At 35.5% G+C, this 13,810-nt stretch carries 12 protein-coding genes; all 12 read right to left on the bottom strand.

The window, feature by feature from the left end:
• Nucleotides 1-70 precede the first annotated feature (70 nt).
• Entirely contained in the window at nucleotides 71-760 is a 690-nt protein-coding gene (locus ED556_RS03240) for a hypothetical protein (RefSeq protein WP_296319271.1), read from the bottom strand.
• Nucleotides 757-4,776, bottom strand: a complete 4,020-nt coding sequence (locus tag ED556_RS03235) for a thrombospondin type 3 repeat-containing protein (RefSeq protein ID WP_296319269.1) — start codon at nucleotides 4,774-4,776, stop codon at nucleotides 757-759. The genes ED556_RS03240 and ED556_RS03235 overlap by 4 nt, the downstream gene beginning before the upstream one ends.
• Nucleotides 4,777-4,994: 218 nt before the next feature.
• Nucleotides 4,995-5,855: an ATP synthase F1 subunit gamma gene (gene atpG, locus ED556_RS03230; protein ID WP_296319267.1), complete on the bottom strand. Its 861-nt coding sequence runs from the start codon at nucleotides 5,853-5,855 to the stop codon at nucleotides 4,995-4,997.
• A gap of 12 nt (nucleotides 5,856-5,867) precedes the next feature.
• The gene (atpA, locus tag ED556_RS03225) at nucleotides 5,868-7,445 is read right to left on the bottom strand and encodes a F0F1 ATP synthase subunit alpha (protein ID WP_296319265.1); all 1,578 of its coding nucleotides are present in this window, start codon (nucleotides 7,443-7,445) and stop codon (nucleotides 5,868-5,870) included.
• A gap of 33 nt (nucleotides 7,446-7,478) precedes the next feature.
• Complete coding sequence (atpH, locus tag ED556_RS03220; protein WP_296319263.1) at nucleotides 7,479-8,015, bottom strand: ATP synthase F1 subunit delta; 537 nt, start codon at nucleotides 8,013-8,015, stop codon at nucleotides 7,479-7,481.
• 5 nt (nucleotides 8,016-8,020) lie between these two features.
• A complete protein-coding gene (locus tag ED556_RS03215; RefSeq protein ID WP_296319261.1) occupies nucleotides 8,021-8,515 on the bottom strand; it encodes a F0F1 ATP synthase subunit B in 495 nt (164 codons plus the stop codon).
• 73 nt (nucleotides 8,516-8,588) lie between these two features.
• The gene (gene atpE / locus ED556_RS03210) at nucleotides 8,589-8,798 is read right to left on the bottom strand and encodes an ATP synthase F0 subunit C (protein ID WP_188373240.1); all 210 of its coding nucleotides are present in this window, start codon (nucleotides 8,796-8,798) and stop codon (nucleotides 8,589-8,591) included.
• 19 nt (nucleotides 8,799-8,817) lie between these two features.
• On the bottom strand, nucleotides 8,818-9,906 hold the full coding sequence (atpB, locus tag ED556_RS03205) for a F0F1 ATP synthase subunit A (RefSeq protein ID WP_296319256.1): 1,089 nt from the start codon (nucleotides 9,904-9,906) through the stop codon (nucleotides 8,818-8,820).
• Between the two features lie 123 nt (nucleotides 9,907-10,029).
• Nucleotides 10,030-10,425 carry a hypothetical protein gene (locus tag ED556_RS03200; protein ID WP_296319254.1) on the bottom strand — a complete coding sequence of 132 codons (396 nt, stop codon included), beginning with the start codon at nucleotides 10,423-10,425 and terminating at the stop codon, nucleotides 10,030-10,032.
• A 7-nt stretch (nucleotides 10,426-10,432) separates the two neighbouring features.
• The gene (locus ED556_RS03195) at nucleotides 10,433-10,675 is read right to left on the bottom strand and encodes an AtpZ/AtpI family protein (protein ID WP_296319252.1); all 243 of its coding nucleotides are present in this window, start codon (nucleotides 10,673-10,675) and stop codon (nucleotides 10,433-10,435) included.
• Nucleotides 10,623-11,048 (bottom strand): polymer-forming cytoskeletal protein, encoded by a 426-nt coding sequence (locus ED556_RS03190; protein WP_296319250.1) that lies wholly within the window; start codon nucleotides 11,046-11,048, stop codon nucleotides 10,623-10,625. Before ED556_RS03190 ends, ED556_RS03195 begins: the two co-directional genes overlap by 53 nt.
• An 11-nt stretch (nucleotides 11,049-11,059) precedes the next feature.
• Nucleotides 11,060-13,663 (bottom strand): tetratricopeptide repeat protein, encoded by a 2,604-nt coding sequence (locus tag ED556_RS03185; RefSeq protein ID WP_296319248.1) that lies wholly within the window; start codon nucleotides 13,661-13,663, stop codon nucleotides 11,060-11,062.
• Between the last annotated feature and the right edge of the window lie 147 nt (nucleotides 13,664-13,810).

Here is a 13,810-nt window from a genome sequence, read left to right as displayed (position 1 = left end):
AAGCCTCTTCATAATTTAAATATTTAGATACTAACTTTTTATGGTTAGTTCAACACTTATGCCAAAATTATTAATTAGTGCTAAAAGACCATATTTGCCCTAAAGTTTTTACTCCAGAATCGTCAGTTGTATCGACTTTCCAATAGTAAGTGGTGCCAGATGTGGTATTAACGTTAAAAATTTGTGCTGATAATCCTGCTTCTATAAGTGGTGGATTATCACTTGTGCCGAAAAACAAATCATAAGTTAATACATCGCCAACATCAGTGTCAGCACCTGTCCAACTTAGGTTTACACTGCCAGCTGATATACTGCCGCCATCAGCTGGAGCGTTTAATGCAGCCGTAAATGGTGCATAGTTCGAAATTCCTGGTCCGGATGTGAAAAACGCTAAGGTGGTTGATGGATTAGATTCATTCCCCATATCATCAATTGCTGTTATGCTCCAATAATATGCAACACCTTGTTGAAGTATTATCGTAACACTATTTGTATTTACTGTCCGTTCTTCAACAACATTAGTCAAATCTCTATCCGTAGCAATAATAATTCTGTAGCTAACAGGGTCGTTATCAGCATCAGTAGATGCATTCCATTGAAATGTAATATTGTTGTCTGTACAAAGTAAATTAGCTGTTGGGAAAACCACTTCTGTTACTTCAGTTGGTGCAGAGTTTGCTGGTGCTCCATCGCTACTGCTACACGCTATAATAGTTAATACTAATACTGCCGCAATTATATGTTTTATAGTCTTTCTCATCTCTTAACAATTTTAATTATCTCTACATTTTCTATATCTAATCTCACAAAGTAAGTTCCCTGCGTTAAGTTGGTAAAAGGTACATTAATAAAGCTACCATTAACTGATAACATATTTTGATTAATTACCAATCGCCCATGTATATCAAAAACTTGAACATTAACACCATTCTCAGGTAAGTTAGGAATGTTAATTTGTAAATTATCTGTTACAGGATTTGGTCCATATGTTAATGCAATTGATAGCGTATCTTCAATAACTCTGCTGATTTTTCCTTCGCACTCTACTGAAGAGCTTACTTCTAAAAGACCTCCGCCAGAGGTGTCTATATTAAAGTTAGTTTGGCTTGTTACCATAATAACCTCATCGTTAAACACAACTGTATAAGGTGCTGTTCCGGTATTTATAGCCACCGAGGTTTCGGATGTTGATGTACTTTCGTCATTAACTACACTAAATACACCACCTAAAGAAGGTGCTGCCTCAATATTAATTTCAAAACATTGTTCAAAATCTCTTCCATCTACTGCCACACATACGGTATAAGAACCAACATCTAAATCCGTAAATAATGTGGTGTTCTCAACGCCTGATATTGTCTGGGTTGCATTAAGACCATTACCATTAATTGTAACGGTGTAGTTTACAAAGGTTTCAACCACTCTAATTATTGCTTGTCCATTATTTTGACCCTCACATCGTTCAGAAATAATTTCTAGAGTGATATTACTAGGTTCCTCAAAACTAAAGTCACATACATCACCAATACCATTATTATTTAAATCTTGTTGGTCCGGGTTAGGGGTGTCTGGACAGTTGTCTTCTCCATCTGCTACAGAATCACCATCGCTGTCTTGACAAACATCTCCAACACCATCACCATCTGTATCGGTTTGATCCGCATTAGCAGTATTAGGGCAATTATCGTTAATATCTAATATGCCATCACTATCCGTGTCTTGACACACATCACCTACACCATCACCATCAGAGTCTGCCTGATCTGCATTAGCCGTATTAGGGCAATTGTCGGAAATATTCGGCACACCATCACCATCATTATCAGCATCTGGATCATCTATAAATTGACCCGAAAACACACCTCGACCATAAGTAGAAATATAAATTGAATTGTCATTTCTGAGGTCTATATCTGTAATTCTTACTGTTGACATACCGCCTTGAGCTGGCTCCCAATCAGGGCTAGAGGATGAAAAATTCTCAGTAAACCATATACCTAGTTCCGTACCAATTATTACTTCTTCTGGGTTTAGTGGATTTTGAAGAATTGCCTTAACTGGTAAATCTGGTAAGTCTCCGTCTTTGGCAAGCCAAGTCGTGCCACCATCTGGAGTATACCAAACATTATTTACTCCGTAGTTATGTACAGTAACAAAAATTTCGTTTTCTGATGCGCCTAATTCAATATCTGAAATACTTCCAACGATTTCGTTGTTAGTTTCAATGTTTACAAAATTTGGTGTAACATTTGCGTTATCTACTCTAAATATATCACCTAAAAACGTTCCGACGTAAAGTGTCGAAGATGTTGTAGTAAATGGTGAAATTTTTAAGGCTGTAGGTCTACTATCAAATTCTGGTGCTCCAAAATCATTTGCTGCAAGCGTGGCTGTCGATGTAATACCTGAATATCTTCTGATTATAACATTTCCTCCTGAAGAGTAATTTGAATACAGGATATCTAAATTAGAATCAAGTTCTTGAGGGTTTATAAATGAGCCATTATTTCCGGTTTCACTGTTTATAGTTACGACTTGACCGGTACCTAAATCCACCAATCTGACAATTCTATTAAAGACAAAATTTGTTATGTAATATTGGTCTGTACCATCTTGATCAAAAAAGCTATAAGCACCGTCACCACCAAAAGCTTCAGCAGAACTATTTATACCAGGGTTAGCATCTGTGAATAGCTGTGTGCCATTGTCTTGTAATCCACCTAAAAAGAAATCTGTATCACCCGCAAAAGCATCAGTCGGAGCAACACCTACCGTATAAAATTGAGAGGTAATAAAACCATTGTTCCTTGATTGTATATCTAATCCACCTAATGTTCCATAATAAACTCCACCATCGTTACCCACGATAAAACTATTCGGATTACTAGGGTCAAAAATCATTGTGTGCTGATCAGCATGAACTAATGGCACATTTAAATTTGCAAGATTATTATTATTGGACCATTTTGAAATTTGTGCCCAGGATGTCGGCTCGGTAGGTCCAGGCAATTGTGCGCCATTTGTAGATTTGAACAAATCTATTCCTCCAGCATACACTATTTGATCGTTGTTTGGATCTACTTCTAATAATAAGTCATAAAAAGCTTGACCACGGGTAAAATCATTCTCTGGAATTCCATTATCAACATCATTAGGTAATTCTAAATCAAAGATATCTGAATTAAAGCCATCCGTTGTTCCTTCCATAGCAACTCCTCCAGGAATTTCAGCTAATACGTATATAACACCTGGATCTTGACTTGATACGGCTATTTGGGTTCTATCTGCATTTGGTATTGTACGAACATTTGTGAAATTTTCACCGTCGGTAGATGAAAAAATCTCGCCACCGCCATCTCCAAAGATTGAACTATCAATACTAGACATCCAAATTGTTCCGTCCGCACCGACCTCTATGTCATTTGGCTCATGTTCATTACCATTAGCTGTTAGTGGTACATTAAGCTTATTCCACGTAGCACCATCATCGACGGATTTAAAAATCCCCAATTCTGTTCCTCCTAAAAATGTTGTCGTATTGGCTGAACCATAAAAAGCATCTCCAGCAGCCACATAAACTTCTGTAGTTCCTGAATTATCTTTAATTTTAATATCATTTATTTGCTGTATTCCTGGTACTAATGTACCCGTAAAGGTTCCTGTAGCGGGATTTATTGACCCATTAACTGTACCCGATTGCATAGCAGCTACAATAGCGTCACCATCAGCTTTAGAAATCATAACTGCTGGAATTGTTATTGATGCATCTGTACCACCCATATTTATTGGGCTCGTACCAACATTATTATAAACAATAGCGGCTATGGCTCCTGCATCTTGAGCATTTCTAACCTTAGTTGTAAAATTGCATGAGCCTCTTTGTATAATTGCTATTTTTCCTGTTGCGTCATCACCAAAGGACGTACAACCTTCTCTAGGATTTACAGAGCTAGTATCATTGGCTAAAACAAAATCAGCACTAATTATTGAAGTCACAGTTGATCCAAAGCTTGTTGTCTCTACTGAATTATAATCTCCTGCTATGTTTGAAGGTGAATTTACGGTAATATTAGAAGCTGACTCAAATGTAGTTGGCCCTGAAACTCCACCTAGCACTCTTGCCCAAGTATTACCAGCATCAGTAGACTGCCAAACACCATCACCGCTAACATCTCCATTTGTGTAAGATTCTCCTGTGCCTAAATAAAAAATACTTGGATTGTTTGGATCAGCTACAATGACTGAAACATTAAGGTTATCTGGTACATCTACTCGTGTCCAAGTAGAATTGGCATTTGAAATATTAGTATTCTTCCATAAACCTCCACTAACTCCACCGGCAAATACTGTTTCATTGCTAGTATCATTAGGATCAAACATCAATCCTCTCGTTCTTCCTCCAACATTATCTGGACCTCTAGATTCCCAATCGGGTTCTGTGCCATCACCTGGTACACGCTGCCTAAAAGCATCTTCAATAGTACCTCTAATGCCTTCTAAATTTTCGGGTGTGGGTCTTCCAAGAATTGGATTCATGGTCAACTCAAATTCCTCTTCATAATATCTGTCTGGTGGTATACCTAGAGCCTTGCGCTCCTTTTTAGTCAACTTTAAGGATTCCTTGAAAGGGCTATTTGATAAATTTTCTTTGTGAATTTCTACAATGTCATCATTTGTAAGTTTTTTACTTTGATTTTCTTGATTTTGAATTAAAAAAACACAAATCGCTATTAGTCCAAACAAGATGCTTGAACCTACTAAGAGCTTCTTTTTCATTTTTCTTTTTTTGAAGTTTAAATATCTTACTTTTTTAAAGAATTGACAACTTTTACAATATATTCTTAAATAGACGACGTGAAATTGAAAAAATTACACTCAATTTTAAAGATTTCGTAATATTCTTTGATATTTATAAAACACGCAAACAATAAAAAACCCCACTTAAAAAAGTGGGGTTTTCTCATATTATTTTAAAACTTCTATTTGCTACACGCTTAGTTATTGAGGGCTTCTGCTCCACCAACAATTTCTAATATTTCATTAGTAATAGCAGCTTGTCTTGCTTTGTTGTAAGTTAACTTTAATTGATCTCTCAGCTCTGTAGCATTATCGGTAGCCTTGTGCATAGCTGTCATTCGAGCACCGTGCTCAGATGCAAAACTATCTCTAATTGCTTTATACAATTGTGTTTTTAATGACTTAGGGATTAATGTCTCTACAATTTCTTCTTTAGAAGGTTCGAAAATATAGTCTAAATTAGAATTTACTTCACCTTCAACAGGAGCAATCGGTAAAAACTGTTCCGTCATTACAATCTGAGTGGCAGCATTTTTAAATTTGTTGTAGACTAATTCTATCTTATCAAAATCACCTTCAACAAACTTAGCCATTAACATCTCGGCAATAGCAGCAACATTATCAAAAGTTAAGTCATCAAAAACTTCACTTTTATTAGCAATTACATCACCAGATTTTGATAATGCATCATTCGCTTTTTTTCCTATTGCTAAAAATGAAACTTCTTGATTGGCATAAGTTTCAGAAGTTAAACGTGCAACTTCTTTTAGTATATTGGAATTAAAAGCACCACATAAACCTCTATTAGAAGTAATTGCAACAATTAACACTTTATTTACTTCTCTTTGCTCTGCAAACTTACTTCCAGAATCAGCATCTAATGTTGCACTTAGACTCTGTAATAATTCTGTAAGTTTATTTGCGTAAGGTCGCATTGCTGTAATAGCATCTTGAGCCTTCTTTAACTTTGCAGCCGAAACCATTTTCATGGCACTGGTAATCTGCATCGTTGAAGATACCGAAGATATTCTATTACGTATTTCCTTTAAGTTTGCCATTCTCTTTTAGAATTAAGCGTATTTCGCAGCTAAATCTTTACAAACATTAGTTAAGGTATCAGTTACCTCATCTGTTAATTTACCTGCTTTTAATGTATCTAATACGTTTCTGTGCTTCGCATTTAAGAACTCAATGTAATCTCTTTCAAATTCTTTTACCTTTTCTACAGGAACATCTCTTAATAAGTTTTTTGAACCAGCATAGATAATTGCAACTTGGTCTTCAACTGTAAACGGATCGTTTTGAGCTTGTTTTAAGATCTCTACGTTACGCTTACCTTTTTCGATTACGTTAAGTGTTGCAGCATCAAGGTCAGAACCAAACTTAGCGAAAGCTTCTAGCTCACGGAATTGTGCTTGATCTAACTTAAGTGTACCAGCAACTTTTTTCATTGATTTAATCTGAGCAGATCCACCAACACGTGATACAGAAATACCTACGTTAATTGCCGGACGAACACCAGAGTTAAATAAATCTGACTCTAAGAATATCTGACCATCAGTAATCGAAATTACGTTTGTTGGAATATATGCAGATACGTCACCAGCTTGTGTTTCGATAATTGGTAATGCTGTTAAAGAACCACCACCTTTTACTATTGGCTTTAATGACTCTGGTAAGTCATTCATGTTCTTGGCAATGTCATCATCAGCAATAACTTTTGCAGCACGCTCTAATAATCTTGAGTGTAAGTAGAAAACGTCACCAGGATACGCCTCACGTCCTGGAGGACGACGTAATAATAACGATACCTCACGGTAAGCAACTGCTTGTTTAGACAAGTCATCGTAAACAATTAATGCTGGTCTACCAGTATCTCTAAAATACTCACCTATTGCAGCTCCTGCAAATGGTGCATATACCTGCATAGGAGCAGGATCTGAAGCGTTAGCAGCAACAATTACGGTATAAGCTAAAGCGCCTTTATCTTCTAATGTTTTTGCAATGTTAGCTACAGTAGATGCTTTTTGACCTACTGCTACATATACACAGAATACAGGCTCACCTGCATCGTAAAACTCTTTTTGATTTAATATCGTATCGATACAAACTGTAGTTTTACCTGTTTGACGGTCACCAATTACCAACTCACGTTGTCCTCTACCAACAGGAATCATCGCATCGATAGACTTAATACCGGTTTGCATTGGCTCATCTACAGGTTGACGGAAGATTACACCAGGTGCTTTACGCTCTAATGGCATTTCGTATAAGTCCCCACCAATTGGTCCTTTACCATCGATTGGGTTTCCTAATGTATCTACAACACGACCAACCATTTCTTCACCTACTTTAATAGATGCAATACGATTAGTACGTTTTACTGTAGCGCCTTCTTTAATTTCTTTTGAAGGTCCTAATAATACGATACCAACATTGTCTTCTTCAAGGTTAAGTACAATTCCTTCTAATCCACCTTCGAATTCTACTAATTCTCCGTATTGTGCATTAGAAAGTCCGTAAGCACGTACAATACCATCACCAACAGTTAATACTGTTCCTACTTCGTTTAATGAAGCACCTGCTTCAAAACCTGAAAGTTGTTGTTTTAATATTGCTGAAATTTCAGCTGGTTTTACTTCTGCCATTTTATTTATTCTTTAGCTAATAAACTATAGCTATTAGTTTAATGTAAATTCTCTTTTTAATTTGTTTAGTTTGTTAGCGATACTTGCATCGTATTGTAAATCGCCAACTCTTAAAATGAAACCACCTAAAATAGTTTCATCTACTATATTTTCAAGCTCAGTTGCTTTACCAGTAAGCTCTTTTACTTTTGCTAAAACCTTTTTCTCTAAATCTTTAGTTAAAGGCGTTGCGGTAGTAACTTTAGCTACTTGAGTTTCTCTTAAAGCGTCATATAGCTGATTGTACTTGTTTGCAACGTTACCTAATAAAGCTATTCTTTTATTAGCAACTAAAGTGTTTATAAGGTTTGCTGTTTCAGAGTTAATTCCTTCAAAAATTGAATTCAATACAGATTTCTTATCTGAAGACCTAACCACTGGACTATTAAGCATTGCATCCAAATCACTATTATCCGCAATTGCGTTAGCAATTTGTTTCATATCAGCATTAACTGCTTCGGCAACTTTATTGTCAGTAGCTAAACTAAGTACTGCTTTTGCGTATCGTATTGCTGCTCTTGACTCTGCCATTATAACTAGTTTAATGTAGTTTCACCTAACATGTTCTCAACAAGTTTTAATTGCTTGTCTTTGTTAGATAATTCATCTCGCACAACTTTCTCAGCTATATCTATTGATAATCCAGCAACATGATTCTTTAATTCTGCCATAGCAGCTTTCTTCTCACTTTCAATAGCGGTTTGAGCTTGCTCGATTAACTTATTTGCCTGTGCCTGTGCTTCCTCCTTCGCATCTGCTATAAGCTTAGCTTTCAAGTCACGAGCTTCTTTAAGCATTGTCTCTCTTTCAGCACGAGCTTCTTTTAAGATACGCTCATTATCAGCTGTAAGATTTTCCATCTCTTGGCGTGCTTTTTCTGCAGAGGCTAAAGCATCTTTAATACCTTCTTCTCTATCGCTTACAGCTCCAAGAATTGGCTTCCAAGCAAACTTTCTAAGTATAAATAATAAGATTAAAAATGTGATTAATGTCCAAAAGACTAATCCAAATTCTGGTGTAATTAAATCCATTTGTTGTTTGTTTAAATAACTTAAATTTTAAAATACAGAAGTAACCAACCGTTACTTCTGTATTTTGGTTTCATTACCCTTGTAAGAAAGCAACAACAACACCGAAAAGTGCTACCGCTTCTACGAAGGCTGCTAAGATTAATGCAGAAGACTGAATCTTACCGTGCATCTCTGGTTGACGTGCCATAGCTTCCATAGCCGACCCACCAATTCTACCGATACCCATACCAGCTCCTATAGCTGCTAAACCTGCTCCAATCGCTGCAATTCCTGTAATAGTCATAGTATAAAATTTAAATTAATTAATGATGTGCTTCTTCAGTTGCCATCCCAAAATAAAGGGCTGACAATATTGTAAATATATATGCTTGTATTGCTGTAACAATAACTTCAATAACTGTAATAAATAATGAAAACGCTACAGATACTGGTGCAATCGCCACAGTTTTAAAAACAAATATTAATGACATTAATGCTAAAATGATAACGTGACCTGCTGTAATGTTAGCAAACAAACGAATCATAAGAGATATTGGCTTAACAAACATTCCAATTATCTCGATTGGCATTAAAAATATTTTCATTGGTACTGGTACGCCTGGCATCCAGAAAATATGCTGCCAGTAGTTTTTGTTACCACTAAATGTTGTAATTATAAAAGTGATGGCTGCTAATGTAAAAGTAAATGCAATGTTCCCACTTAAGTTAGCACCATTTAATATAGGAATCAATCCAAAAATGTTATTAATCCAGATGAAGAAGAAGATAGTAAGCAAGTAAGGCATATATCTTCTGTACTTATGCTCACCAATCATTGGCTTCGCAATTTCATCTCTAACAAATAAGACTAATGGCTCAACAAAACTTGCAATTCCAGAAGGAACATTGTCTTCAGATTTTTTATAACGTCTTGCAGCAGTTAAGAATATTAGAAATAAAACTGCTATAGAAACCCACATCATAAATACATTTCTAGTTATAGATATGTCAAATGTTGGTCTATGGGCATTAGTCGGATGGTCTTCAGCATCAAATTCAACGCTTGACGCGCCTTCATCTAAAACATAAACCTTCTCATGAACGTTAACAAACTTTTGTCCGTTTCTTTCAACAATTTCATGACCATGGTAATCATGATGAAAAGCAGAAGATGAAAACATTGTAAGCCCTTTGTCAGTATATGTTATCACAGGAAGTGGAATAGATATTGGGTGGTCATTCCAATCGAATAAATGCATGCCGTATGCATCTTTAACGTGATGTAAAATCATCTCTTTGGCGTCAAATTCTTTATCTTCTCCGCCTTCTTTAGAGCCTTCGGCGAAACCAAAGCTAAATACCGATAAAAACAAAACTGTAAATACGGTACGTTTTAAGGTGTTTAATGTCATTATTTACGGCTTTAAAATACCTTCTTTTAAATTCGCTGCAAATGTACGGACATTAAATGAATTGACAAACACTAATAATGATATAATTTTTAATGTTTTTTTGATGAGATAATATGCTCGATTTTAAGCCTTTTGCAAAAACTTTGAAATGGCATAAACTTCAAAAAATAAGTACAAAAAATAAGGGATGAAAAAATTGAAAACATCCGGTTGTTTGTTCTCAAAATCTGAAAGTAATACTGGTAATAAAAATAGTATTGCAAAAACCATCTTTAAAAAAGTAAGTCCCATAAAAAGGTTAAAGATGTTTGTTTTGCCAGATGAAAACCTAAAATTAATTAAGGTGTAAAATATTGCTGTTACTATGAAATGAAACGCATAAATATGCCAAAGCGGAAAGAAAAATTCAATCTTCTCGGCGAAATAACTTAATAAATAAGTGTGCACTCCAAATAGTATTGCAGTTACTGCTACCAGTTGAAGTGAAAATGAAATCTGTCTCTTTTTGAAAGCTTCCATAAACGTATTACTTTGAGTTTGCAATAATACGTCTTATTACATAAACAATCGAAATAATTACTGAACCTAAAGTGAAGCCCAATGTATATAGGCTATTCTCATTGGGGAATTTCTCATCTAGCTTAACGCCTACAAATGTGCCAACTAATATTATGGCAATCATTTGTATTGCGATCCCAGAAAATTTAGCATAAGTATTAAGCTGTTCTTTCTGTTTCTTTTGATTTTTGGCTGGTTGCTTGTTCTCCATTATTAAGAGCTTTAACAGCACCTTTCATGCTGCATGTTGCATTGAATGTAGCACCAGGCTCAACAGCAAGTTTACTTACATGAACCTCACCATCTATTTGGGCGGAAGATTTAAGTGAAAGTGTTCCGCTTAAGATTAGTTTACCTGAAAACTTGCCTTCTATATCAACATTAACACCTGTTAAAGTTCCTGAAATGTTCCCTGCTTTACCAATGACAACTTTGCCTTGAGTCTTTAGGTTTCCTTCTACTGTACCATCTATTCTAAATGGTCCTTTACTTTCTATATCGCCAACAATTTTTGTTCCGTTGGCAATAATGTTTTGCTGCGAGCTTGTATCCATAGTTGATTTTTGTTTTTTGTCTGAAAACATGGTTACTAAATTTATTCTGGATTGGTGTACTCTTCTAAGTTTTTGTGTCTTTGGATTATTGTATAGTTAGCCGAGGAAACTGTTAAATATTTTTTGGTAATACCTTTTGTGCCTTCATCTTTATAATCTTGAAGTGTGTATCCAAAACCAATTGCAGATGTGATGTATTCTAATCCATGAACAACTATAAAGGTAGTATTTCTGTCATATACATCTTTAGATATAGTAAGGTTTCGAAATGGTAATTTCTTAATCTCTTTGGCAATCTCTTCTTCAAAGCTTTTAATTTCTTCTTCATTGTTACTATCAAACTGGTACACAACATGGAATGAATTGCCTTCGTCTTCTGGAAGGAACTCTCTCTTTTGTAGTGCAGGTAATGCATTATTTACAATTTCCTGAGCTTGTTTTCCTTCTTCCGAATTTGGATATGTAAGCGCTACATAATTTACTGCATCTCTATAAGCATCAAATCCGTCTAATCTTCCTATTGATGTCGCTTTTAGTATTTCAAACTTTGGCACATAGCCGTCACCTTCAAATTGTTTAATATATTCTTCGGCAGATGCAATGACTTCTAAGTATTCTTGAGCTTCAAACCTTCTAAATAGTTTTTCATAAACCGCTTCTGGGTCATTGAGGTCTTTTGCTAACTGAGAATCTGGATTACGAAGTATCTCAGCATAACGAGAGTCTGGATGCTCTTCTATAATTCTATTCTTTGCTATTTCAGCCTCATCATCTTCACCAAGTAGAAGATATATTTTATACAACTGATATTTAGAAGGTAAAACAAGACGCTCTTCAGGATTGTTCTTAAGCAGTGCCTCGAGCTTGCCTTTGGCTAACTTGTATTCTTTAAACTTTTGCTTATATATTAGTCCTAATTGATAATATGCAAAATTTCGTTCTTTACCTATACTATCTATCTCTACTTGGTCTGTTGGTAATTTTGAAATATAAAACTCTGGGTCGTACAATTCTAACTGTGTAACATTCTCTTCACCTTCTTTTGTTTCACCTGCAATTTCAAAATCCCCTGAAGCTCTTGTGTTTGCTAAACGCCAATTATCTTGTAATTCTCGCTGTCCCCAAAGTTTGAAAAATTCGTCTCTACCATAAGTGCTAGCAGATGTATTATAAAAATAAAAATCTGAATTATTCGATGTACTTATTGAAGGCGCTCCAGGGCGGTTTGTTCTTCCAGGTCCTGCAAGCCCTGTTAATCCTCCACCTCTAGAACCAGACGCTTTACTTGCCAATTTTTCAGCACGTTTTTTTTCCAATTCTTTAGCTATAGAATCTTGAACTTTTAATTCTTTAATGTAATCGTTGTAGAATGCTATCTGTTCCTCTTTTGGTAATCCAATCAATCTTAAGATACTGTCATTTACTCTTGCTATGCCTTCGTAATAAATAACATCAACAAGGTTCTCTCGCTTTTTCTTAACTACTCTATAAGGTTTTGTCTTCTCAACCATATTAGTAAGTGTACTGTCATAATAAGCGCCCGCAGTTTTATATTCGGTGCGGTCAAAGTACATATCACCAAGTGTTAGGTAATTATTTGCAAATAAGACCTTGTCTTGATTAAGTGTCCTGTTTGATTGAATGGACTTATTATAGTAAGTCTCTGCTAGGCTATCTCTTCCTTGTTCTTGATGATACTTAGCTATACGGTAATGTATTTTATCTAAAAATGGTCTATTTTCTCTGTCTTCTTCCAATTCAGTCAAGTATTCCATAAACAAAATTCTATCTCCATTTTCTGAATCAAAATTGAATGATTTTGCGAGATGTGCATTGATATAAAATGCTCTTGGAATTTTGCGATGCAAGGCTATGATTTCATCAAAAGCCATGTTGGCGCTGTCCTTTTTACCAAACTCATTGTATAGTTGACCTTTAATAAAATTATAGCGTGCTTTTTGAGTGTGAATCTTAGTAGCTACCGCAGCAGTATCTAAGTACTTTATTGCAGTATCCTTTTCTTTAATTGCCAAATAAGCATCAGCTAATACTGCTGTGATGTCTGCCAAATCCTGGCCTTCAACTTCTTCTTGCTTTAAATGACGTTTAAGGTTTTTTATGGCTATCTCAGGATTGCCAAGTCTCAGGTTTGTTTTTTCTCGCCAAACTTTAACCTGATTTATTTTATCACTTGTTGGATACTTATTAAGAATATTGTTGAATGCTGCTAACGCTGGAATAAAACGCTGATCATAGTATCTTGATTTACCAAGCAACAAATACGCTTCGTCAATTTGTGGGTTTTTTTCTTTCCCACCAATTGTCATACTATGCTTTTGTATAGCCTTAGTGGCTTTTTCTTCAGCACGCTCAAAGTCCGAGTTCTCGGCTTCATTTCCTAGGCGGATTTCGTCTTTTGCCTCAAAGCGCTCTACAGGTAATAATTCCCAGAAGTTCTCTGTGTACGCGTTATTAACTGTTGCTAAACCTTGTTGCAAAGCTATTTCTCCATTATAAAGTATGTTGTATTCCGTCCCAACGGAGTGCCAAGCTCTATTGATGAAGTTGTCTTTTTTACGCGAACAACTTTGGGCAACAATCGCGATTAAGAAAATTAATATTAAAGCTCTTTTACAAGTTTTCAAAAGACTAAATTTTGGTCTATAAATAACGTGAAACACTCTGTTTTGTTATCCTAAGCCGTAAAAATAAACATCTTTTTGAATTATTGATGAAAAATGAAGTGTTTTACACCTATTACCAAAAAAGCTCAAGCGGTTTAGCTTGAGCTT

The organism is Winogradskyella sp. (genome assembly GCF_003712105.1).
Taxonomy (GTDB): Bacteria; Bacteroidota; Bacteroidia; order Flavobacteriales; family Flavobacteriaceae; genus Winogradskyella.
This window is presented reverse-complemented; position numbering and strand designations above follow the sequence as displayed.